The following is a 21523-nucleotide window of genomic DNA, read 5'->3' on the forward strand; positions in this document are numbered from 1 at the left end:
CGAGGACGCTTCTTCTTCCCCATGCTCTCCATCATGGACATCCTTCCGGGGACGAACCCCTGATCTCAGATGTCCGTCAAACCGGATCAAGCCCATTCGCCTTCTGGCGCGAGATGAGCTCGAAGATGTGGATGCCGCTGGATGCGCACTGCGAACCAGGTCTGGAAGGCACGTTTCAAGCTCACGTCGCTCTCAGCGGGCTCGGTCTCGTGCAGGCGACCTTGCTGACCGCGCCGTCGCTGACGATCCAGCGTACGCCCCAGCTGATCCGCCGCTCTGACCCCGAAACCTTCTTCGTGACCTGCACCGTCCGGGGTCACGCCATTGGATAACAAGCCGGCCGGCGGGCGGAACTGCGCGTCGGAGATCTGATGCTCCGCGACAGTTCGCATCCCTATCGGACCATGTTCGAGTCGAGGGACCCCAGGGGCGGCCAGGTGCTGTCGCTGCAGTTCCCGCGCTCCTTGCTGCCCCTGCCCGAGCGGGGCCTGCGGGAGCTCAACTCGGTGCCGATCCGGGGTGAGCGGGGCATGGGTGCGCTGGCCTCGCAGTTCCTGCTCCAGTTGGCCCGGCATCTGGAGGAGTTCAGCCCGGCCGAGGCGGCGCGGGTCTCAAGCCTGACCCTCGACGTTCTGACCGCCGCGCTGGCCGGCGCGCTGGACGCCCACAGCGCGGCACCGCCGAGCAGTCGACAACGGGCGTTGCTCGCCTAAATTTACGCCTTCGTCCAGGCGAACCTGGGCGAGGCGGACCTGACTCCGGCCGTGATCGCCGCGGCGCACCATATCTCCCTGCGGTATCTGAACAAGCTGTTCCACGCCGAAGGGCGCACCGTGGCCGGCTGGATCCGCGAGCGCCGTCTGGAGCAGTGCCGGCGTGACCTCGCCGAGCCGCTTCTGGCCGGCTACCCGATCAACGCGATCGCGGCTCGGTGGGGGTTCACCAGCCCGGCGCATTTCAGCCAGGCGTTCCGCAGCGCCTACGGGCTGTCGCCGCGCGATTTCCGCTGGCGGTCCACGAGATAGTGCCCGCAGACTAAACGGGTGTGCGTTCAGCTGTAAGGACAAGTCCGGCCATTGCTTGCATTCTTGGCAATGGAAGCTCGACAAGGCGAGCGTGCGCTATTCAGGCGAAATGTCCGCGTAGTGCCCTGCCGCTGACCTGGCTACTGTCCAGCCAGTGGCCGACCCTTGGGCGAGCGATTGACCGGGGCTGAGTCCCCTCGTCGAAAGGATCAACAATGTTCCGATTTCGGCTAGCAGCCGCTCTTGTCGCCGCGCCCCTGCTCCTCCTCGGCAGTGCGTCCGCCGCGTCTGCGGACCGGTCGCCCGAGGCGAACGGGTGGACCTGCGACGGCGATGTCTGCTTGAGGTACACCCCCGAGGGCGTCGCAGCTCCGCTGGACGCCCATGGGTGCAGCGTCGATACCTGCATCGACGTGTTCGGCGGCGCCTCAAGCTACTCCGTAACCGGCTACGCCGACGACGCGTGGTACGGCCACATGGACGTGTGGGGTCCGGGCATCCCCATTGGCAGCAGCGGAGATGCTTACATGCCCCACACAGGCAGAAGTGGCCGTGGAGCCGGCCAAGTGTGTGCTCAAGGATGGATGGCCCTGGGTGGGGGCCGCTACACGTCGAAGGGCCTCCCCTGCAAGACCGTGAGCTGACCATCGCACGGGCGCCAACTGAGGCTGCTGGCCGACATAGGCTTGGGCCTCGAAGATCGTGCAGGCCGCTGGCGTGTTCGTCCAGCGGCCCCGCACGTCACCCACAACGGCGGCGCGGGCGGGCACGCGGTCCTGATGTACTCCACCTTCGACGGCGCCACCACCCTGACCGCTGCGCTGCCGCGTGACGGCTCGACGGTCGGCGGGTGGGTCGTGCCGCGTGGCGAGAAGCTCGACCACTGGCAGATCGCCATCCTGCACGCCCGGTACGTCGCCCCGCCGCAGACACGGCCCTACCTCGACGGATGGCGCCAGCAACGCCACGCCACGATCCGGAACGAGATGCGCGCCTACCACGTCGACCTCGCCGGCCGGTTCACCCTGCCCGACCTGATGGGCATGCTGTTGTTCCAGGTCCCGCCCGTCCGCTGGTGGATGCTCCGCCCAGCGGACCCCGACAGCTTGCGCAAGTACGAGAAGTACCTGGCACCTTGATCCGCCTGAGCATCGGGGCGCCGGGAAACCGCAGGTCGCACCCGTACCAGTCAGTAACCTTACGAGATAAACCGTGGTGGCCCGACTGGGCAGCCTCCTGGCACAGACCGGTCACGTGTGGACCAGTCCGGCATCTTCCCGCTCGTTGCCGCCGACCACCTGATACACGCCCGGGCGAATCTCGTGAGAACGCGCCCGTATCTCCGCAGTGATCTCGACTGGCCAGATCGTTTCTTGCGTCCATATGACGCCAACAAGTAGGTCCAGATAGGGCACTTGTAGGTCTGACAGGTCCATGCCGGACGCATCGACGGCAGCTTCGTCGAGAACTCGGGTGAGGGCTCTGGCATGGGCCACGGCGCGGGCGATGGCGTGATCGAACTCCCTGGCGGCGGCGCGGGCACCGCTGAAATCGCTCGCGTTGGCGTGGGCGCCGCCGAGGAGGCGGTCGCGGGAGCGGAAGCCGATGCGGTCGAGCTCACGAACGAGGCGGCGGATGAGGTCGAGGTTAGGGAAGAGCATACGGTCGAGGCTGGGAGCGAGGCCGCGGACACGATCAAGGTCGTGGGTGAAGACGATAACGCTGTCATGGAAGCTGACGAGTTCAAGGTCGAAATCGAGGTCGTGTACGACGGCGTTGACGAAGTGGCTGGTGGGAACGCGGACGCGGGCGAGGGCGTGAAGGAGGCCGCGGGTGTAGGCCCGGGAAGTGATTATTGCAGCAACGAGCGAAGCCCCCTCCGAGTGAAAGTCACCAGTTCTCCTGATCGGAGGCTCCAGCACAAGGCTGCCCGTCGTTGCCGCATCCACCGCGAGCACCCCGGCGCTTTCCCATCTAGGTGCGGCGGGCGTGGCTCGGTCGGCGATGAAGTTGACCGTCATGCTGTCGGCAGTGCGTCGCGCTCCGGCTGCCACCAGCAAGCGCGCCAACCAGGGGGAGACCGTCACCCGCAGCCACGGCTGGCCAGGTGCAGCAGCACGGGCGAGCTTTCCGAGCAGGCTGTCAGCTCGCGCCTTCACCACTGTCACCACCCCCAGGGGCAACCTCGGTCGGCTTCTCTTCCGAAACCTTTACCTCGGCTAGCTTGTCGTCCTTTCGTTCAACCACTTCGACGCGGGAAAGCAATCCCCGCACGATCGATGGCGCGCCGAGCCCCATGATGAACGCTGGCCAAGCCCCGGTCATCGCCCCGTGATTAGCGCCGGCAACGAGCGCACCGAGGAGCAGGCCGCATCCGATAACGAAGAACTGCCCCCACACCTGTTCGCGTTCCCAGGGCCAGCGGAAGCTGGCCTCGCTCACCGCGACCATCAACGTCAGCAGCCCAGCGGCCAGCCCGCCGGCCACACCCCAGGCACCCGCCTCCATCAGCCCCATGCGCAGACCGTAACGCCCCCAAAGCTGGCTGTCAGGACACAGCGCGCAACTCGTGACGGCCACGCGTCGAAAGCCGGCCACCTTCAATGGCTATGAGCCGGGAACGTCACGTTCAGCGCGATGGCTGATCCACAGCGGCCCGCGCCTCAACCGCCCGTACCTCGCATACCAGAGCGATGTCGGCCCATTGGCCAGGCGGAACTACCGCGTAACGCCGCTGGACCGGTGCGCGGCGCCGCTCTACCGTTCAAAGAACAAACAGCACAATCTCCTCCGTCACCAGGAACCGACATTGAGTACGTATGCCGTGAACCTGCGGCGCGGCGTCGGTTTTTGGTCACCCTCAGGTCGGAGGATTTTTGTCGACGATAGGGGAGGTAGTGCGGGGCCTTAAATACAGATAGATCACGTTTGGGAGACTCATCCGTTATGCGTAGATCGTCCCGATTGCCGTGTAATTACTTACATACTTTTGCGTTCGCCCTGGAGTAGGCACCATACGCGTAAGCGGCGCACGAGGCACGAGGAGCGTCGCCAGTGGCAACCACACGCTTCTAGCTCATGTCGGGAGAGCGCCCGTCTTAAAACGGGAGGTGCCAGGTTCGAGACCTGGGAGGCGTACCTAATGTTCTTCGATACCTGGAACAGCCAAGGCGCTGACGTCAGCACTTGAATCGACGCGTGCAGCGAACAACGACATGAGGGATATAAGTGCGAGTAGGCCAAGTAGAACGACAAACAGCATGAGGACGAGATCAAGCCAATCTCTAGCCGTGACGATTAGCCAGAAAAAGGAGGGCTCGATGATCTGCCCGGGGAGGTAGAGCCTCAATCTCGTCTCACGATATGTATTGTCACTAAAGCTAAAGAAGATGAAATAGGGCACGGCTAGTACGGGGCCGATCCCGCATAAAATAGCTGCGCCATTCATGGCGAATTCCGGCACGGCCGAGGCATTTCCGCTGATCAGCTTCCACAGTGAAGCGAACCATGGGCCTGACACTGGGTCTGAGATCACAAATTGCCACAGGGAGATCATGAATGCCGTGACTGCCATGAAAGCCTGGGTCCGTTTCCAGCCTTTACGCTCTTGCCTCCTCCGGCGCCGCTCGCTCATGCTCTCAAGTCTGCCTCACGTATGCCGCTCGCACACATCCTTCACCGCTTGTTACCAAACAGCGGCAGAGTGGAGCATCGATTGTTACAAGCCGCTCTAGCCCAATGGCAGAGGCAACGCGCTTAGAACGCGTTCGGTCAGGGTTCGGATCCCTGGGGCGGTACTGGCGGCTGCGAGCATCTCGTATGTATCAAAAGGCCCCTGCCCCTCTCCCGCATCGGAGAGGGGCCGTATCGCCTAGCGTTCTAAGGATTCGGCCTATTCACGCTTCCTTAGCTCTCGCAACCATCTTCGCCATGCGGGTAACTCTGGAGGTTCATTCACCTCCCCGCCTGGCTCGTTCTCCGATTTTTCCGCACTGTCGTCGGTGCGGTAGGTCAGCGCTAGCTCACCAAGAAATCGGTTCTTCCAGCTCATCTTCGCCACGCCGTGAGCGTTGCCCATCTGTATAACTAGAAGGACCCCTAGAAATGTCACCGCGATGACTACGACTACTGGGAGAAGCCACTTCGCGGGGGCGCTGACCGCTTCTGCGATCGCGGCCCCCATGGTGCGCTAGGCCCGGCCGAGGTTCAGAGATCTGATCATCTCTGCCCTTTCTTCTCGTTCCGACCTCTTACAGAGCTGGAGGTTTCCGTTAGCGGCCTAGGGAGCGCCCGGAATCGAGTTCACAGCCCCGGGATGCGGCGCTGGGGATCGCTCCCCCACCGCCTCTCCGGCGTAGGGCCCCTGCAAAGAAAACCCTCCGGAGGTGCATGGGGCCAGGCTACAGGCGCGGCGAACAGCTCACGGCAGAAGTGGCGAGGGTTTCCCCGGTCCCCTGCCACTCGATGCCCGCCGGGCGCATGGGGAGCGATGCGAGATGCTTCCGCCGCTCCACGAGGCTGCTCACGCGGGCCTTGTACTCGTCTTCGCCTCTGGGGTAGTCGTACAGCCCTTGCTCGCGCTCGTCTCGCATGTCAGCCATAGCCTTTGCGACTTGCGTCAACTCGGCGGAGTGGGTCCTCCCCCGGCACGTGGACCTTCACAACACGTTCCAGGTGACCGATCTCGCCGAGGAGCGCGTCCTCTACGTGGGCTTCGAGGTCGGCAGCTTTGATGCTGCCGTTCCCACACGAGACGCTCGTCTCGGCGCGGGAAGCACACCGGTAGGAGAAAGCGCCGTTCCGGCCAGGGTTGCGGTACATGGCCCGGTCGCAGACGGCACAGAAGACGATCCGCAGTAGCGGGGAACCGCACCTACGGTTCCCGGCCCGCTTGTTCGAGTTGCCCTCTAGGGCCGCCTGTAGCCGCTCCCAGTCAGTCAAAGACACCAGGGGTTCGGGCCCGCTGCAACGGCAGCCCGTCAGCGCGCCGTACCACCTTCTTAGCGCCGTCCTTGCCGACGGAGCTGCCCGTGGTGTACATCGACGGCGCCGTGCCGCGGGTGCTGGAGTCACTCTCGCGGGTGGTCGTCAGCACGGCGGAATCTCGCCAGGCGCAAACCTGTGCCGAGGCCGTGCGCGCGTTCACCACGATCGTGGCACGCCTTCGCACCAGCCAGGACAGGGCCTGCTTCGACGAGGCCCTGGACACCGTCCTGCCGGCGGTCATCCAGCATGCCGAGCTGCCGACCCTGCGTGCCGCGCTGGCCGAGCTTCGCGCCGCCATGGACGAGCACGGCCGACACAGCACCCGTGTCACTCAGACCCAGGACCTGTTGACCCTCGCGACGCAACGCCTGCTGCCCAAACCGTCGGACGAGCCGGAAGCCGCCCACCCTCGGTGACTTCACGCAGAGGTGACCGGCATGGCAAGGATCGAGCATCGCTCCCGCTACGGCACCGAGCGCATCGGCTGTCCAGGAGACGGCAGGAAGTCACTAAAGGCGCCCGCGCGGGCGCCGTGGTCAGATCGGCGCCTCATTGCCAGAAACTCCGGCCGGCCTCAGGACTCCCCTACTCTTGAGCTCCTTGTTCGTCGGCTTCCGCCTGGCGCTGGTGTTGGGCCGCGCGGTCACGGTGGAGTTCGACGTCGCCGACACCGGCGTCGGCCATCTGTTGATGCAGGGCGGCGGCGCGCATGGGCGGCATGCAGCCGTCCGGTGCGGGCATCGGACTCCGCCTCCGCCGCCGCCTGGCGTGCCTGCTCGACGCGGGCGATGGCTTGGTGCGCGTCCTGCGCCGTGGAGCCGCCGCCTTGCTCGGCGAGTTCTTCGGCGCGCTGAACGGCCTGGCGGGCACGTTCGCCAGCACGCACGCCCCGCCGATGAGCTTGATCCACCCGCCGGCCCGGCTCTTTGTTGTGCTCGGGAATACGGTTGTCCTACCCCTGCAGTCTCCGCATAGGCGCTGATTGCTGAGTGCTTATAGGGCGCGCCCCTGGCGGCCGGTCCTGGCCGCTCCACCAGGAAGTAATGGAACTCAAGCCGCCGGCCGCCACCATGGCGATGACAGGTGAGCAGGACGGGGGGACGGCCCGCCTGGCCGAGGGGTCCTGCAGCCGCTGGTCGGCTTCGGCTGTACCCATCTGCCCATCGACGACGTCAAGTGACGTAGCCAGGCCCGAACCTTGTGCCAGGGGTCCACATCCTGCATTGAGCCGATCGTCATGCACATGGGAGTGAGGTTCGTGCGTCTTGTCAGGACGGTCTCATTGACCATGCCATATACATGAGTATAAATTATCGCAAGTCAGGAATTCTGGTATACGTGTGGAGTCGTGGCGAAGACGGGCGGTGAGCCCGTCTACCTGCTGTCGAGGATGTCTAGTAGGCAGTCGGCGTGCGGCTTCGCTGTGGGGCAGGGTCCCCATCGAAGAAAAGAGCTTCTGTCAGCATGAGCGCATCCCCCATCGACTGTTCGACGTTTCACTCTCGTGGCCGCCAGCAGGGGGTCACGTACAAGATCTGGATCTGCGGCTGGATCAGCCGTCATGAGGGTCGGCGCGGACCAGTACACCGGGTGTGCTGGACCGTGGCAGGCCACCGGAGAGTCCGGCTGTTTCACTCCCTCGCACTGGCCAGGGACTTCCGGGAACAGCTCCGGGCGGCGGTGATGACGGGCCAGCCCTTCGACCTGAGGAGTGGGTTGCCTCTGGCCCTCGCTCCTCAGACTTGTACCGGTGTGCAGGTGCATCGATCCCGCCGACGCGGAGGTGGAGGAGCGCATGATTGACCTCTCCTTCGACCACATCCGAAAGCAACTGGCCGAGTGCAGCGACGGCGAGGCGCTGCTGGCCGACGGCCTGGAGGACGCGCTGATCGGCACGGTCGAGGGCTGGTCGGCAACTCCCGGCGGGTCGTCGCCCTGTATGACCTGTCGCTCTGTGTCCGGGTCCTCATGGGCTGGGGCATGGACGAGGAGGAAGCCGACGAGTACATCGGTTACAACGTCACCGGCGCCTACGTCGGTCCCTCCACTCCCGTCTTCGCCGTGATTCACCGGCAGCCGCTGATCGTCTCGTGCGATGACCGGGACCTTAGCGCGGAGCAGGGGAACCCGCCGTCATCGGGCTTCCCAGGCGATGTCCCTTCCCATCCCGCCAGCCAGAGCATGCGCCGGTGAGCCCGGGTCCCCTGCCCGGCTTGTGAGGCTGCGACGCTCTTGCCGCGCCCGCAACCGACTCTCGCTGCGCTCGCCCCGGCACGGCCCGCCGGGTTGCGTTCCCGGCCGCGCGCGTCGCGGAGGTCTCGAGCCGGGCAGGGGCCGGATCTCATGTCCCCCGGCCGCCGCGAGAAACAGTGGCGGCCGTTCGGCCCGGCTCCAAGAGCCTGTGGAGGGCGCATGAACGAAGTGGCCGTCAATCTCAACACAGCGGATGCCCCGGTCACCGATGTCGACATCCCGGCCGCGCCTATCGCTGATGCCGAGGGCCTGCAGGGCGGGGAAACCGTCTATACCGAGCGGCCGATGATCCCGGTCGACCTGCTGGTGGCTCATCCGGGCAATGTCCGCCAGGACCGGCAGGCCAGTGAGGAGTTCTGCCGGTCGGTGGCCGCGGCGGGGATCATCACCCCGCTGGAGATCACCGTCGAGCCGGACGGTGGGTACCGGGTGGTGGACGGCAACGTCCGTCTGGACGCCGCGCTGAAGATCGGCCTGCTGGCCGTGCCGTACTTCTTCTCCACAGACACCGCCAACGACGAGGGCCTGCAGTACCTGCACATGCTCATCACCAGCAGGTTCCGCACCAGCCTGTCGGTGCACGAGGAGGCCCATGCCCTGTTCTCGGCCTCGCAGGCCGGGATGACACGGACCCAGATCCGCAGAATGACCGGCCTATCCTCCCGCGAGGTCAAAGCCGGGGTACGCGCCGGCGGTCTCAACGGCGCGGCCAAACACTTGGCCGCGAGGATGGACTACGAGTGGACACTGGAGGAGCTGGCGCTGCTCAAGCCGTTCGAGGACGACCCCGAAGCGCTGGAAGCCATCCACCGCAGGTGGTACGGGCCGCTCAAGTACACCGTGCAACGTCTGCTGGACGAGCGAGAGGCCAAGTCCTGCCGCGCCAAGATGATCGACGATCTGGAGCAGTCCGGGATCACGATAACCGCCGACCTGCCCGACGGCGCCATGCCGCTGCGCCGGCTGATGAACGGTGACCAGGAGATGGACCTCGACGCGCACGCGAGCTGTCCGGGCCGGGGCGCCTGGATTGCCCCATGGACCGGCGCCTCCCCCAATCACTACTGCCTCGACCCGGTCGCGTACGGTCATGTGTTCGCCGAGACCGGCACCATCACCCCGCCGCCCCCGGCTGAACCCTCGCCCGCCGCGCAGGCGGCGGAGCCGGCCGATCGCAAGATCGTGATCGAGGGGAACAAGGCGTGGGCTGCCGCCGGCACGGTACGCCAGCAGTGGTTGCGCGAGTTCTTGTCGCACAAGACTCCACCCAAGAACGTCGCCGCCACCATCGCCCGTTTCGTGACCGAGCAGCTCGTCACCATGCCCGAGCCGTTGTGCCGCGCACTGGCCGGAGCGCGCCACTCGGAGTTGTTCCAGACCTTCGGCGACCCTGCCGCTCAGACCGTCGCAAAAGCAGCCAGCAGGGCCTGTGGATGATCTCGCTGGTACCGATCGCGACCGCCTACGAGCGTGAGATCACCGGAGACGGTGAACGGCGTAACACCTGGCGCGAGGACAAGTACTCCCCCTGCACCCGAACCGACGCCGGGGTCTGGCTGCGGTTCATCACCGAGATCGGCGCCTCACACGGCTACGAACCCAGCCCGATCGAGAAGGCCGTCGCCGACGGCGTCCCCTACCGCGGTGACAACCCCGCCGATGCCCCCTCCAGCGAAGCCGACACCGAGGAGATCGGCTCTGCGGCGGCACCCGCCGCACCGGAGTCATATAACGAGCCCGACGACCCGACCTCAGGCATCTCCGAACCGGCCCCAGGCGCAACCGATGTGTCCGACCGCTCCTCGGATCTAGACCGATTCTCAGCACCGGGCACCGCTGCTGAACCGGACGCCGCCACGGATCCCGACGTCGCGACAGCCGAGGTCCGGTCCGACGGAGCCGGCACCGCTGACCTGCGGGCGAAAGTCGCATAACTCCACATGCCTCGCCGGCAGAGAGCGGTACCGCCCCAAGGGCCGTCCTCTGCCGCCGGGCTCTCCCCGTCGTCCGATTCCGAGCCGTCCTCCGGCGCAGAGCTCGTCGCGACGCGTTCCCCGCCCCGATCCCGAACACGCCGTCAACCGCTCCCGGCTCGCCAGGAGCTTCCCCCCTGTCCCGAACACCTGGAGCGCCTGCTTGACCAACGACCCCGCACAGCCCGCCCAAGCCGTCCCAACCGCAGAACCGGTGCTCCCGCGCCGCGACACCGCCACTGAGACCGCCGGAGACCGCCTGATCCGCTGGGGAGCGGCGTTCTCGGTACTCGTAGTGACCGGAATCGCAGCTGTCATCAGCTACGGACACGCCTACCGGCTCGTCACCCACTACGGGGAGATCGGCACCACCGCCCAAGCCCTGCCGCTCACCGTCGACGGCCTGGTGGCCACCTGCTCCCTAGTGATCCTGCACTACACCCGAAAGAGACGCCGGGCACCCTGGCACGCCTGGGGCCTGCTGATCATCGGCGTGTGCGCCACCGTCGGCGCCAACGTCGCCAACGGTCTCGGGCACGGCATCGTCGGAGCCATCGTCGCCGGCTGGCCAGCCCTGGTAGCGGTCGGCTCCTTCGAGCTGCTGATCCGCCTTCTGCGCGACGGCCGCCCAACCTCCATACAGCGGCCAACCGACCACACGCCGGTCACCAAAACCGCGGAAGACCATGCTCCGACGCACTCATCGGACGGCGGTACGGCAGCCGCGCCGCCGCCGATCCACGACCCGGATGTCCGCGCGGCGATCGCGCTCTACACCGACGAGCTCAGCAACGGCGAGATCCCTTCCATCCGCCGGATCAAACGCGACCTGCGAGTCGGCCATCCCAAGGCGACACGCATCTACACGGCCCTGGCCCAGCCCACCAACACCACCTCCCAGAACGGACATACACATGCCACATACATATGAGTATTTCCAACGGCCATCCATACACGCCAGCACACCGGAGGCTGTCAGCTTGACCGACCACCGCACCGACCCCACCCCGACACCCCTTCCATCGCCGCCTCGCACCCATCGTCGCCACCTTCACGCTCAACCCGACAGATCAATCGCCGGCGGCGGGGTACCCGTGATCACGACCTTCTCCGAGCGGCTGTGGGGTGTCGAGGAGGTGTCCAACTTCCTCGGTGTGCCCGTCGCCACGCTCTATGTGTGGCGTCATCGGCGTCAGGGGCCGAAGGGCCGGCGAGTCGGGCGTTTCCTGCGCTACGCGCCTGAGGACGTTCGCGCCTGGTTCCTGGAGCAGGAGTAGCCGCTTGGCCTTCGTCAAAGACCTCTGGATGAAGACCGTTCGCCTGCCTGACGGGCGCAGCACGAAAGTCAGATCCGCCCGTCACGGCAAGGGCAAGCGCTGGTTGGCGGTATGGGAAACCCCGGACGGTCGCGAGCAGTCCGAAGCCTTCGACCGCAAAGCCGATGCCGAGAAGAAGGTGTCGGTCATGCAGGCCGACATCGCTCGAGGGGACTACATCGACCCCAACGCCGGAAAGCAGCTCCTCGGCGACTTCGGGGGCCGATGGCTCAGCTCGCGGATGGTCGATCCCTCCACCGCCATCCGGTACGAGTACATCTACCGTCTTCACGTTGAGCCGGTGTTCGCCCGGCGCCAGATCAGAAGCATCAAGCCGTCCGAGATCCAAGCCTGGATCAGTGACCTGAGCCAGCGCGTCGGCACCTCCACCATCCAAACCTCCTTCCTGGTCCTGCAAGGCATCTTGGATCTGGCCGTGGCCGACGAGGCGCTGAAGAGGAGCCCGGCGAAGTCGCCGATCGTCCAGGTGCCCAAGCGCGCGACCGAGGAGATCCACGCATGGAGTGATCAGCGGGTGCGCGCGATCATCGACGCCCATCCTGATCTGCTGCGCGCCCTGCCGATCGTCGCGGCCGGCTGCGGCCTACGGCAGGGCGAGCTGTTCGGCCTCGCGCTAGAAGATCTGGATTTCGGGGAGAAACTCGTCCGGGTGCGGCGGCAGATCAAGAAGCTCGGTACGCAGTACGTCTACGCGCTGCCGAAGAACGATCGCGAGCGAGTGGTGCCGCTGCCGGATTGGGTAGCGGAGGCGCTTCGCGTGCACATCCACAAGTACAAGGCGTTGGTGTGCTCCCTGCCGTGGGAACAGCTGAACGGCAGGCTGCGCACACATAACCTGCTGTTCCGCTGGACGGATGACCAGTTCATCAAGGCGCGGAGCTACAGCGAAACCGTCTGGAAGCCTGCCCTGGTCGCCGCCGGCGTCATTCCTGTCCCCGACAAGGACCCCAGGTCACGGCGGCGGTTCGAGACCACGCGAAAGGAAGGGCTGCACCAGCTTCGGCACTACTACGCCAGCATCGCCCTCGTCGGCGGTGTCTCCATCAAGGAACTCGCCGAGTACCTCGGGCATGCCGATCCGGGCTTCACTCTGCGGACCTACGCGCACCTGATGCCCGGCTCACACGACCGCGCCCGGCGAGCCGTCGACGACCGGCTGTTCCGCCCCCGCACCGTGTCTGACGGAACAGCGACGGAACAGCGACGGAACAGGGGGTCGACGCGGGATGCTCGCCGGCAGGCCGGAGTCACTGAACCTGCAGGCCAGTGACGGCGCGGCCTATCAAAAGGCGCTGGATTTCGGACGTGCCCTCGAAGATGGTGTAGATCTTGGCGTCGCGGTGGAAGCGTTCGACGGGGTGGTCGCGGGTGTAGCCGGCGCCGCCGAGGATCTGGATGGCCTGTTCGGTGACCCACACCGCGCTCTCCCCGGCGACCAGTTTGGACATCGAGCCCTCCGCCTGGTCGAAGGGGCGGCCGTTGCGGGCCATCCAGGCGGCGCGCCAGGTCATCAGGCGGGCGATGTCCACGCGCGTCGCCATCTCGGCGAGCAGGAAGGCGACGGCCTGGTTCTGGCCGATCTTGCGGCCGAACTGCTCGCGCTCGCGGGCGTAGTCGCGGGCGTATTCGTAGGCGGCGCGCGCGATGCCGACGGCCATGGCGGCGACGGTGGGCCTGGTGGTCTCGAAGGTGCGCATGGCGGCCTGCTCGCCGCTGCGGCCGCCCTCGCGGACGCGGGCCAGGCGGGCGTCGAGCTTCTCCTTGCCGCCCAGCAGGCAGCGGCCGGGCACGCGCACGTCGGAAAGGACGACCTCGGCGGTGTGGGAGGCGCGGATGCCGTGCTTCCTGAACTTCTGCCCCTGCGACAGCCCCGGGGTGCCGGGCGGGACGACGAAGGACGCCTGGCCGCGGGTGCGCAGGTCAGGGTCGACGGAGGCCACGATGACGTGGACGTCGGCGATGCCGCCGTTGGTGGCCCAGGTCTTGACGCCGTTGAGCACCCACCCGTCCTTGGCCTGGTCGTACACGGCGCGGGTGCGGATGGCGCCGATGTCGGAGCCGGCGTCGGGCTCTGAGGCGCAGAAGGCGCCGAGCTTGACCTCGTCGGCGGTGCCGAACATCTGGGGCAGCCACTCCCCCATCTGCTCGGAGGTGCCGTTGGAGGCGAGCGCCGCGGCGGCCAGGCCGGTGCCGACGATGGACAGCCCGATGCCGGCGTCACCCCAGAAGATCTCCTCAAAGGCGACCGGGATGCCGAGACCGCTCGGCTCGAACCACTGCTGGGCGAAGAAGTCGAGCGAGTACAGCCCGATCTTCGCGGCCTCCTGGATGATCGGCCAGGGGGTCTCCTCGCGCTCGTCCCATTCGGCACCGGCGGGACGGATCACGGTGGCGGCGAAGTCGTGGACCCAGTCGCGTACCTCGCGGAGGTCCGCGCTCGGTTCCGGGCAGAAATCGCTCGCGCTCTCAGCCATCGTGACAACTCCTCAGGGCAACGGACCAGACGATCGGTGTCGCGGACGTATATTCCCACGACAGCGGGCGTTACCAACGGTAACATCCGAGCGCTGTCACCCTACCCGCATCCCGCCGCCCGGCCGGTGCGAACGGCGGCCGGCTCGGGCATGCCGAAGGACGGCCAGGGCTGGTCCGCCCGGGCCGTCCTTCGGTGGATGCGTCTTCGCGCCGCGGCGCGCGGGGCGACCCCCGTGCGCCGGGACGCCGGCGGGCGGGCCCGCGCGCACGGCGCGACGCCCGCGCAGGGCGCGGGACGCCCGGAGGCGTCCCGCGCGTCATGCCGGCCGGTCAGTCCTCGTCGGCGCTCCAGATCCAGTTGCCGTGGCCGCGGTCGCGGTACGAACCCTGGGTCTGCACGTTGAGGCGGTCGACGTGGACGCCCTTGGCGGGGTTGGTCCGCGGGTCGTCGATCTTGATGACGTCGAAGCCCCTGTTGAAGTCGCTGGCGTAGATGTAGCCGTTGTAGTAGTAGGCCGACCAGAAGCCGCCCGAGCCCTCGGCGGCGGGCCCGCGCTCGAAGTAGCCGATCTCAGCGGGGTGGGCCGAGTCGGTGAAGTCCCAGATCGAGGCGCCGCCCTGGTACCACGCCTGCACCATGATGTCGCGGCCCTTGACCGGGATCAGCGAGCCGTTGTGCGCGACGCAGTTCTCGGTGTCGGCCTGGTAGCGCGGGATCTTGTAGTAGTTCTTGAAGACCAGCCGGCCCCCGACGATGTCGTAGATCGCGTCCGCGCCGCGGTTCGGGCCGACGACCGCGTTGCAGGTGGCCGCGCCGCCGCCGCCGAGCTCGTCGGTGAACACGACCTTCGTGCCGGCGTTGTTGAAGGTGGCCGAGTGCCAGAAGGCGAAGTTCGGGTCGGTCACCCGCGCGGTCACCTTGGGGTTCTCCGGGTCCCTGATGTCGAACAGCACGCCGTCGCCCATGCACGCGCCGGCCGCGATGCCCTTCTCGGCGTAGACGGTGATGTCGTGGCAGCCGCTGGTGGGGACCAGCAGGCCCGGCTGGGTCTCGTTGCCGCCGTCGGGGAACACGACGGGCGTGGCCACCACCGAGGCGGACACCGGGTCACGCAGCGGGACCTTGACGATCGAGATCTTGTCGTGCGGCGGCTGGCAGTCGGGGTAGGTCGCCGACGGGCTGTAGGAGGAGATGTACAGGTAGACGTTGCCGCGCCGCTTGTCGGGCACCAGCGTGTGGGTGTGCGACCCGCAGTTGGTCTCGACCGACTTGATGTACCTGGGGTTGGCCTTGTCGCTCACGTCGAAGATGCGGATGCCTTCCCAGGACTCCTTCACCGACGCCGGCTGCGCCGCGCTGTTGCAGGAGTCGTCCGAGCGGGAGGAGTCGACCGAGGCGAACAGCAGGTTCCCGTAGACCGACAGGTCCATCTGGGATCCCGGGCACACCACCGAGCTGACCACGGAGGCCTTCTTGGGGTTCTTGATGTCGTAGATGGAGAAGCCACCGTAGTTGCCGACGAAGGCGTAGTCGCCCTGGAAGGCGATGTCGGTGTTGATGGTGGCGGCGATGGCCGCGGGTTTCGGGACGTTCGCCACATGCTGGACGTTCGGGCTCATGACGATCTGGTCGGTGCCCGGGATGTCCGCTGCCTGGGCCGGGACCGTCGCCAGCAGCATCGCCGCGACCGAGCCCGCCAGGACGAGGAACCGGCCGGTCAGGCCGCCTCTGCGGGGGGTGGACAACACCTCAGGACCCTCCTTGGTGCTTTTTGCCAGAGGTGAACACAGTTGAGGAGATCATGTCCCAAACTCCGCGGTGTTGCCATAGTCCACTTTGTCAGCAAAATGTGCCAACATTCCGTCTTTACCCCAAACTCCGCGCTGGGTTAGGGTGCAGCCGCACAGCAGAGATCTTCAAGGAGGCCGGGTGCGCTTCGCGCTCCTCATCGCCGCCGGTGTGGCCGCGCTCACCGTGACCGGCTGCTCGGGAGGCTCCGCGACGCCGGTCGCGACCTCCACCGTCCCCGTCATCGTCCCCGGCAAGCCGGGCGAGGCGGCCAAGACCCTTCCCCCGGGAGCGACCGTCACCGCCGTCCCCTCCCCCACGGCCAACGCGGCGGACGTGGTCTTCATGCAGGACATGGTCGTCCACCACCGCCAGGCGCTCGACATGAGCGCCCTGGCCGCCACCCGCGCGGCGTCCGGGGAGGTGAAGCGCATCGCGGCCCGGATATCGGACACGCAGGGGCCGGAGATCAACGCGATGATCCGATGGCTCCAGCAGCAGGGCCAGCGCGTCCCCGACCACCACACGGCCCACCACGACGCCATGCCCGGCATGGCCACCGAGCGGCAGCTCTCCGACCTGCGGGCCGCCTCCGGCGCCGGCTTCGACCGCCTCTACCTGCAGCTGATGACCGCCCACCACATGGGCGCCGTCACCATGGCCGCCGGCGAGATGGAGAAGGGCTCGCACATCACCGTGCAGGAGCTGGCCGAGGACATCTCGGTCACCCAGACGGCCGAGATCCAGCGCATGCGCCGCATCCGCCCCGGCGGGTGAGCCTCGGCGTATCCGCCGGGACGGGTGAGCCCCGGCGTATCCGCGGGATGTGACCCATCTCTCCGGGGCGGCCGGGGAGGCCCGGACGACCCGCGGTTAGAGTGATCAGGTGGACCTCGCGGCTCTCGCCCTGCCCATCGTGCAGGCTCCTCTCGCCGGCGGCCCCTCGACTCCGGAGCTGGCCGCCGCGGTCTCGTCGGCCGGCGGCCTCGGGTTCCTGGCCGCCGGTTACCGCTCCTCGGACGATCTGCGTTCCGACATCGCCTCCGTGCGCGCCCGCACGGACGCGCCGTTCGGCGTCAACCTGTTCGTCCCCTCCAAGGGCGAGGTCGACCGGGCGGCCGTCGACGCCTACGCCGGGCGCCTGCGCGGCGAGTCCGAGCGGTACGGCGTGGCGCTCGGCGTGCCGGCGGACGACGACGACGGCTGGCAGGCCAAGCTCGCGGTCGTCACCGCCGAGCGGGTGCCTGTGGTGTCGTTCACCTTCGGGCTGCCCGCGCGCGAGGTGATCGACGAGGTGCGCGCCGCCGGTGCGCGGGTCATCGTGACGATCACCACTCCCGAGGAGGCGTCGGCCGCGCACGACGCCGGAGCGGACGCGCTGGCGGCCCAGGGCATCGAGGCCGGCGGTCACCGCGGCGGCTTCACCGACGACGGCGGGGACTACGGCCTGCTCGTGCTCCTGAGGCTGACCCTGCGCGCAACGCCGCTGCCCGTGATCGCCGCCGGGGGCATCGCCGACGGCGCCGGCATCGCGGCCGTCCTGACGGCGGGCGCCGTCGCCGCCCAGCTCGGCACCGCCTTCCTGCGCACCCCGGAGGCCGGCACCAGTCCCGCGCACCGCCAGGCGCTGAGCTCCTACGACCGCACGGCCGTCACCCGGGCGTTCACCGGCAGGCGGGCCCGGGGGCTGGTCAACCGCTTCCTCCAGGAGCACTCGGGCGAGGCGCCCTCGGCGTATCCGCAGGTCCATCACCTGACCGCGCCGCTGCGGGCGGCGGCGCGCAAGGCCGGCGACGCCGACACCATCAACCTGTGGGCGGGGCAGGGCTTCCCGTTCGCCGAGGAGATCCCCGCCGCGGAGCTCGTGCGCCGGCTCGCCTCGGAGGCCGAGGAGGCCCTCAAGCGCGCCGCCCGCCGCTCCTTCGGCTGACGGTTCGCCGGTCGCGGTCCGCCGGAGGCGTCCAGGCCGACTCGGAGGCCTCGGTCACCGGAGGCGTCCAGGCCGATTCGGAGCCCTCGGTCAGCGGTAGGCGTCCAGGCCGAGTTTGGCGGCGACGAGCAGGCCGCAGACGGCGGCGGCGTAGCGCAGGCTCGCCCCGGGCAGCCGGCGGGCCAGCACGGGGCCGAGCCGCCCTCCGACCAGGAATCCCGCCGCGAGCGGCAGCACGGCGGCCCACTGAACCGGTCCGAACACGGCGAACCCGATGGCGGCCACGGCGTTCGCCAGCCCGGACAGCACGTTCTTGAAGGCGTTGAGCCGGACCGGCGCCTCGCGCACCATCGACGCGAGCACGGCGAACATCAGGATTCCGCCGGCCGCCCCGAAATATCCGACGTACATGGCGACGGCGAACACCCCCGCGCGCAGCAGCCGGTTCCCTCCTCCGCCCGGCGCGTCCGCTGACCCGTCCGGCCTCGGCGGACGGAACAGCAGCAGTGACGCGGCGGCGATCAGGCAGGGAGCGATCATCTCGAACATCCGGGACGGCGTCACCAGCAGCAGCGCCGCGCCGACGACCCCGCCCGCCATCGACATGGTCCCGAGCGGGAGCAGCCGCCCGCTCTGACCGGCGAGTTCGGGTCGCGACCCGGCCGCCGCGCCGAGAGCGGTGAACACCAGCGAGACGGTGTTGGTGACGTTGGCGCTCAGCGGCGACAGCCCGAACGCCAGCAGGGCCGGGTAGGAGACGATCGACGCCAGGCTCACCACCGTGCTCACCAGACCGGCCGCCACCCCGACCGTCACCAGCCCCAGCGCGTCCGTGATCGTCACGGCCACCACCCAACCACGGCCGGCGTGACCCTCGACCGCCACCCCCACCTCCTCGGCCTTCCCGCCTCCTCGGCCTCCGGTTCGCCGGGTCCTCGGCTCCTCGGTGGCCCGGACCGGTGACCGGCGAGGCCGGACGGCGCGGGCCAGGTGCGCCGGCGCGAGGTCCGGCGCGGCGCCGGGCACGGTGTCCAGTGCGGATTGTGGCAGGAAACGGTCAGCCGACGGCAGCTTACTGCCTTTCATTTCTCTGTTCCGCGGCCCGGAGAAAGCGCAGAGTTGGTGGTGCGAGAACAAATCCCCAGACCACGGAAAAGGAACCGGAAATGCAGAGCCAGACTCCCTTCCCCGCGAACGGCGCACCCGCCGCGGCCGCCCCGCACGGGCGCGTCCGTCGCCTCGCCGCACCCGTCCGAACGCTCGCCGCGGCGGGCACCACCTGGGACTGAAGGGAGGAACGGCCATGCTCGTCGTGCTGACGATGCGCCCGGCCCGAGGGCGCAAGATGGACGCGAACGTCGACGGGAAACGACTGCTGGCGCTGCTGCCGAAACAATGGGAAAAGGAGTTCAAACAGGCCGCCGGTTTCGTCGCCATTCGCATCGAGACCGATGAGAACATCAGGTCCGCGCAGATCCACGCGCAGGTGGTGTCGGTGCTCACCAATCCCGAACTCGGCCCCTGGCGGCTGGTCTCCTACGAGACGCTGCTCCGCGACCACCGCCCGCCCCGGGCGACCGTACCGGTGGCGCCGGCCCGAAGGGCGGACCAGCGTGCCCAGTGGAACTGACCGCGGCCCGCCGGGCCCCACGACCTCACCGGCCATCGGACACGGTACGCGGCGACCCGGCCGAAAGGAGGCGGCCACGCGGCGACGAGCCCCGTTGAAGCCCACGACCAGGAACAGGAGAAGCACCGGCGACTGACGGATCCGACGGAAAGTGAGGGATGAACCGGACGGGCGGCGCACGACCAGGAACGGAGTCACGACCGGACGACGAGGGACGAGACAGATCATCCGCGGGCATCGACCGATCCCCGTACATACGACTAGAGCATTTGGAGGTGGTTCGCGGAACCGGCGACACGGCCATGAGATGAAGGCCGGAGGCCCAAGGCCGGTCCGCCGGGAGGACATCACATCGCGCGTACGAGGTTCACCCCGCACAGCGAACGTCAGGTCGCGACCACAGGCGGCGTCACAGGCGCAAGATCGGATTGCCCGGGCGCATGAACTCACATGGTCGGCACGAGAACGTCGCGAGCGGAAGCCGAGTCGCGAACACACGAGAAAATCCGGCGGATCACGAACGACAGGAGGCGGGCACAAGCGCGAGGTCATCACATGTGCGAGATGAACCTGGGAGGCACAACGTCAGACCTTCCCCCGAGCAGGTCGCCGGCATGAAACGCATCGACACACGAGATCAGAACGGGAGACACAACGCCCGACTTTCTTCATCCGAGCAGGTCGCCGGCATGAGAACGGAGCGCGCACGCGAGATCAGACAGGGAGATGGAACGTCAGGATTCGATCATCTGAGCAGGTCGCCGACATGAGATCAGGAACGCACACGTGAGATCACCCTGAGAGGTACGAGGTCAGGTTTCGATCACCCTGGCGGTTGGCCGGTATGAGGTCGGATTGCGAGCAGGAGTGACGGCGAAAGGAGCATTCGCGAGGTGGGTCCCGGCGCCGCCCTGGCAGGTCCAGCGGCGATCGCCGGGGCCCGGGCAGACCGACCCGCACGCTCGGACCAGAAGCACTTCCCCCTTACGACGAATGTGATGGATGACAATGATCTTCGCGGTTATCGATGAGAACCACCGTCGAGCGGGGAGCCTCCTCGCTTCTCGCGACCGGCGCGCCGGACGGGCGTGGAGCACTCGCCCGTGGGCGCCTCATGACGCGCGGCGACGTCACGGCCGGCACCCTCGGCTGTGCGGGAGGCGTCCCCGCCTCTGGACGGGCCACGCACGAGGCCGCGGCCACAGTGGACGGCTCTTCGCCCGCCCCGGGCGCGTCCGCGGCCGCGTCCTGCGACTGCTGGGGCGGCGCACGAGAGTCCGTATCCCGCGACCCCGCGGCCGGCGCTCACGACCACGGGGAGGGTTCTAACGGCCGACGCGGGCGGCGCGAACACGACGGGGATGGCAAGCCGGCATGCCCAGTGAAGCCGGGTGAGCCGGGCGAGCAAGATGAGCGGAGTGAGCGGATGATGCCGAGAAAGGGGTGCGGCGGAGCATATGAACGGTAGCGCCGCGGCGGTCGCGAGTGCCGTCACCTTCCTGTGGCTGGGAATGGTCCTGGCCATCTCCTTCCTTGAGGCGCCGCTGAAGTTCCGCGCTCCGGGGGTGACGCTGCCGCTCGGCCTGGGCATCGGCCGCCTGGTGTTCCGGGCCCTGAACCGGGTCGAGGCGGCGCTGGCGGCGGCGCTGGTCGTGGCGGGCGTGACAGGCCGTCCCCCGGTGACGCCGGCCGCCGCCGGGCTGGTCGCGGTGGCGGCGCTGGCCGTCCAGCTCGCCGCGGTGCGACCGGGGCTGAACCGCCGTTCCGACCGGGTGCTGGCGGGCGAGGAAGCTCCCCGCTCCCGGGCGCACCACGCGTACATCGCGCTGGAGCTGGTCAAGGTCGTGGCACTGCTGGTCCTGGGGGTGTCACTGCTCGCGGCCCTGTCCTGATCGCCGGCGTCATCGGCCGAGGATGCACCGCCGACTCGGCGTGCCACCGGCGCGGGCCCGTTGCGAGACACCGGACGGGAGCTCGCGGCGACAACGTCCGCCCCACCTCCGGTGGCCGACATCGACCAGGTCTTCTGTGAACGTACACAGATGGAAATGCCCGCCAGAAGCCCGTCAGGCCGCTGACGTCGTGGTTAGCGCGGGCGCTGACCTGACTGTTTCCGGACGTCTTC

At 67.9% G+C, this 21523-nt stretch carries 23 protein-coding genes, 2 tRNA genes and 2 pseudogenes; 19 read left to right on the plus strand and 8 right to left on the minus strand.

Features of this window, described 5'->3' with window-relative positions:
- From ABZU32_RS20585 to ABZU32_RS20600, 4 genes and pseudogenes are all read left to right on the plus strand, one after another.
- Positions 1 to 332 (plus strand): annotated as a pseudogene (locus tag ABZU32_RS20585) (hypothetical protein); the annotation flags it as partial.
- A 12-nt stretch (positions 333 to 344) separates the two neighbouring features.
- Positions 345 to 713, plus strand: a pseudogene (locus ABZU32_RS20590) (hypothetical protein); the annotation flags it as partial.
- Positions 714 to 764: 51 nt separating this feature from the next.
- Positions 765 to 1025, plus strand: coding sequence for a helix-turn-helix transcriptional regulator (locus ABZU32_RS20595; RefSeq protein WP_354924274.1), 261 nt, complete (start codon positions 765 to 767; stop codon positions 1023 to 1025).
- Positions 1026 to 1804: 779 nt separating this feature from the next.
- Positions 1805 to 2164 carry a hypothetical protein gene (locus ABZU32_RS20600; protein ID WP_354924276.1) on the plus strand — a complete coding sequence of 120 codons (360 nt, stop codon included), beginning with the start codon at positions 1805 to 1807 and terminating at the stop codon, positions 2162 to 2164.
- A 111-nt stretch (positions 2165 to 2275) separates the two neighbouring features.
- On the opposite strand, the gene ABZU32_RS20605 is transcribed toward ABZU32_RS20600, so the two are convergent.
- Entirely contained in the window at positions 2276 to 3196 is a 921-nt protein-coding gene (locus ABZU32_RS20605) for a hypothetical protein (RefSeq protein ID WP_354924277.1), read from the minus strand.
- Positions 3168 to 3542 (minus strand): hypothetical protein, encoded by a 375-nt coding sequence (locus ABZU32_RS20610; protein ID WP_354924279.1) that lies wholly within the window; start codon positions 3540 to 3542, stop codon positions 3168 to 3170. The genes ABZU32_RS20605 and ABZU32_RS20610 overlap by 29 nt, the downstream gene beginning before the upstream one ends.
- 548 nt (positions 3543 to 4090) lie before the next feature.
- On the opposite strand from ABZU32_RS20610, the gene ABZU32_RS20615 reads away from it, so the two are divergent.
- Positions 4091 to 4163: transfer RNA gene (locus ABZU32_RS20615), tRNA-OTHER, on the plus strand.
- Position 4164: 1 nt separating this feature from the next.
- Here the strand turns inward: ABZU32_RS20615 and ABZU32_RS20620 are convergent.
- Positions 4165 to 4659, minus strand: coding sequence for a hypothetical protein (locus tag ABZU32_RS20620; RefSeq protein WP_354924281.1), 495 nt, complete (start codon positions 4657 to 4659; stop codon positions 4165 to 4167).
- Positions 4660 to 4749: 90 nt separating this feature from the next.
- Here ABZU32_RS20620 and ABZU32_RS20625 point away from each other — a divergent pair.
- Positions 4750 to 4822, plus strand: a tRNA-Leu gene (locus ABZU32_RS20625).
- 603 nt (positions 4823 to 5425) lie between these two features.
- Here the strand turns inward: ABZU32_RS20625 and ABZU32_RS20630 are convergent.
- Both ABZU32_RS20630 and ABZU32_RS20635 read right to left on the minus strand, forming a co-directional pair.
- The gene (locus tag ABZU32_RS20630) at positions 5426 to 5626 is read right to left on the minus strand and encodes a hypothetical protein (protein ID WP_354924283.1); all 201 of its coding nucleotides are present in this window, start codon (positions 5624 to 5626) and stop codon (positions 5426 to 5428) included.
- The gene (locus ABZU32_RS20635) at positions 5619 to 6098 is read right to left on the minus strand and encodes a zinc ribbon domain-containing protein (RefSeq protein ID WP_354924285.1); all 480 of its coding nucleotides are present in this window, start codon (positions 6096 to 6098) and stop codon (positions 5619 to 5621) included. Before ABZU32_RS20635 ends, ABZU32_RS20630 begins: the two co-directional genes overlap by 8 nt.
- On the opposite strand from ABZU32_RS20635, the gene ABZU32_RS20640 reads away from it, so the two are divergent.
- The 8 genes from ABZU32_RS20640 to ABZU32_RS20675 all read left to right on the plus strand — a co-directional run bounded on the left by ABZU32_RS20640 (position 6056) and on the right by ABZU32_RS20675 (position 12844).
- On the plus strand, positions 6056 to 6427 hold the full coding sequence (locus ABZU32_RS20640; RefSeq protein WP_354924287.1) for a hypothetical protein: 372 nt from the start codon (positions 6056 to 6058) through the stop codon (positions 6425 to 6427). The two genes, ABZU32_RS20635 and ABZU32_RS20640, sit on opposite strands and share 43 nt — an antisense overlap.
- A gap of 293 nt (positions 6428 to 6720) precedes the next feature.
- Positions 6721 to 6993 (plus strand): hypothetical protein, encoded by a 273-nt coding sequence (locus ABZU32_RS20645; protein WP_354924289.1) that lies wholly within the window; start codon positions 6721 to 6723, stop codon positions 6991 to 6993.
- A 998-nt stretch (positions 6994 to 7991) separates the two neighbouring features.
- Positions 7992 to 8204, plus strand: a complete 213-nt coding sequence (locus tag ABZU32_RS20650; RefSeq protein WP_354924291.1) for a hypothetical protein — start codon at positions 7992 to 7994, stop codon at positions 8202 to 8204.
- Positions 8205 to 8423: 219 nt separating this feature from the next.
- Positions 8424 to 9701, plus strand: coding sequence for a ParB N-terminal domain-containing protein (locus ABZU32_RS20655; RefSeq protein ID WP_354924293.1), 1278 nt, complete (start codon positions 8424 to 8426; stop codon positions 9699 to 9701).
- Positions 9698 to 10198 (plus strand): hypothetical protein, encoded by a 501-nt coding sequence (locus tag ABZU32_RS20660; RefSeq protein ID WP_354924295.1) that lies wholly within the window; start codon positions 9698 to 9700, stop codon positions 10196 to 10198. The genes ABZU32_RS20655 and ABZU32_RS20660 overlap by 4 nt, the downstream gene beginning before the upstream one ends.
- 202 nt (positions 10199 to 10400) lie before the next feature.
- Positions 10401 to 11168 carry a DUF2637 domain-containing protein gene (locus ABZU32_RS20665; protein WP_354924296.1) on the plus strand — a complete coding sequence of 256 codons (768 nt, stop codon included), beginning with the start codon at positions 10401 to 10403 and terminating at the stop codon, positions 11166 to 11168.
- A gap of 163 nt (positions 11169 to 11331) precedes the next feature.
- Positions 11332 to 11514: a helix-turn-helix domain-containing protein gene (locus ABZU32_RS20670; RefSeq protein ID WP_354924298.1), complete on the plus strand. Its 183-nt coding sequence runs from the start codon at positions 11332 to 11334 to the stop codon at positions 11512 to 11514.
- Positions 11515 to 11518: 4 nt separating this feature from the next.
- Entirely contained in the window at positions 11519 to 12844 is a 1326-nt protein-coding gene (locus ABZU32_RS20675; RefSeq protein ID WP_354924299.1) for a site-specific integrase, read from the plus strand.
- Here ABZU32_RS20675 and ABZU32_RS20680 read toward each other — a convergent pair.
- Positions 12822 to 14048: an acyl-CoA dehydrogenase family protein gene (locus ABZU32_RS20680; RefSeq protein ID WP_354924301.1), complete on the minus strand. Its 1227-nt coding sequence runs from the start codon at positions 14046 to 14048 to the stop codon at positions 12822 to 12824. The genes ABZU32_RS20675 and ABZU32_RS20680 overlap by 23 nt on opposite strands.
- A 331-nt stretch (positions 14049 to 14379) precedes the next feature.
- Complete coding sequence (locus tag ABZU32_RS20685) at positions 14380 to 15795, minus strand: hypothetical protein (RefSeq protein ID WP_354836564.1); 1416 nt, start codon at positions 15793 to 15795, stop codon at positions 14380 to 14382.
- Positions 15796 to 15979: 184 nt separating this feature from the next.
- Between ABZU32_RS20685 and ABZU32_RS20690 the strand changes: the two genes are divergently transcribed.
- Positions 15980 to 16615 carry a DUF305 domain-containing protein gene (locus ABZU32_RS20690; RefSeq protein ID WP_354924303.1) on the plus strand — a complete coding sequence of 212 codons (636 nt, stop codon included), beginning with the start codon at positions 15980 to 15982 and terminating at the stop codon, positions 16613 to 16615.
- Positions 16616 to 16724: 109 nt separating this feature from the next.
- Positions 16725 to 17768, plus strand: coding sequence for a nitronate monooxygenase (locus ABZU32_RS20695; protein WP_354836011.1), 1044 nt, complete (start codon positions 16725 to 16727; stop codon positions 17766 to 17768).
- A 90-nt stretch (positions 17769 to 17858) separates the two neighbouring features.
- On the opposite strand, the gene ABZU32_RS20700 is transcribed toward ABZU32_RS20695, so the two are convergent.
- The gene (locus ABZU32_RS20700; protein WP_354924305.1) at positions 17859 to 18653 is read right to left on the minus strand and encodes a sulfite exporter TauE/SafE family protein; all 795 of its coding nucleotides are present in this window, start codon (positions 18651 to 18653) and stop codon (positions 17859 to 17861) included.
- 281 nt (positions 18654 to 18934) lie between these two features.
- Between ABZU32_RS20700 and ABZU32_RS20705 the strand changes: the two genes are divergently transcribed.
- The 3 genes from ABZU32_RS20705 (at position 18935) to ABZU32_RS20715 (ending at position 21290) form a co-directional block, all read left to right on the plus strand.
- Positions 18935 to 19057: a hypothetical protein gene (locus ABZU32_RS20705; protein WP_354924307.1), complete on the plus strand. Its 123-nt coding sequence runs from the start codon at positions 18935 to 18937 to the stop codon at positions 19055 to 19057.
- Between the two features lie 14 nt (positions 19058 to 19071).
- The gene (locus ABZU32_RS20710) at positions 19072 to 19398 is read left to right on the plus strand and encodes a hypothetical protein (protein ID WP_354836017.1); all 327 of its coding nucleotides are present in this window, start codon (positions 19072 to 19074) and stop codon (positions 19396 to 19398) included.
- 1457 nt (positions 19399 to 20855) lie between these two features.
- A complete protein-coding gene (locus tag ABZU32_RS20715) occupies positions 20856 to 21290 on the plus strand; it encodes a hypothetical protein (RefSeq protein ID WP_354924309.1) in 435 nt (144 codons plus the stop codon).
- Positions 21291 to 21523: the final 233 nt, after the last annotated feature.

Source organism: Sphaerisporangium sp. NPDC005288 (assembly GCF_040607475.1).
Classification (GTDB): Bacteria; Actinomycetota; Actinomycetes; order Streptosporangiales; family Streptosporangiaceae; genus Sphaerisporangium; species Sphaerisporangium rhizosphaerae.

Coding starts and splice junctions, on each gene's coding strand:
- ABZU32_RS20630 (WP_354924283.1), bottom strand. CDS start 5,626: ATGGCTGACATGCGAGACGAGCGCGAGCAAGGGCTGTACGACTACCCC.
- ABZU32_RS20610 (WP_354924279.1), bottom strand. CDS start 3,542: ATGGGGCTGATGGAGGCGGGTGCCTGGGGTGTGGCCGGCGGGCTGGCC.
- ABZU32_RS20655 (WP_354924293.1), top strand. CDS start 8,424: ATGAACGAAGTGGCCGTCAATCTCAACACAGCGGATGCCCCGGTCACC.
- ABZU32_RS20680 (WP_354924301.1), bottom strand. CDS start 14,048: ATGGCTGAGAGCGCGAGCGATTTCTGCCCGGAACCGAGCGCGGACCTC.
- ABZU32_RS20620 (WP_354924281.1), bottom strand. CDS start 4,659: ATGAGCGAGCGGCGCCGGAGGAGGCAAGAGCGTAAAGGCTGGAAACGG.
- ABZU32_RS20705 (WP_354924307.1), top strand. CDS start 18,935: ATGCAGAGCCAGACTCCCTTCCCCGCGAACGGCGCACCCGCCGCGGCC.
- ABZU32_RS20645 (WP_354924289.1), top strand. CDS start 6,721: ATGGGCGGCATGCAGCCGTCCGGTGCGGGCATCGGACTCCGCCTCCGC.
- ABZU32_RS20660 (WP_354924295.1), top strand. CDS start 9,698: ATGATCTCGCTGGTACCGATCGCGACCGCCTACGAGCGTGAGATCACC.
- ABZU32_RS20710 (WP_354836017.1), top strand. CDS start 19,072: ATGCTCGTCGTGCTGACGATGCGCCCGGCCCGAGGGCGCAAGATGGAC.
- ABZU32_RS20600 (WP_354924276.1), top strand. CDS start 1,805: ATGTACTCCACCTTCGACGGCGCCACCACCCTGACCGCTGCGCTGCCG.
- ABZU32_RS20715 (WP_354924309.1), top strand. CDS start 20,856: ATGAACGGTAGCGCCGCGGCGGTCGCGAGTGCCGTCACCTTCCTGTGG.
- ABZU32_RS20650 (WP_354924291.1), top strand. CDS start 7,992: ATGGACGAGGAGGAAGCCGACGAGTACATCGGTTACAACGTCACCGGC.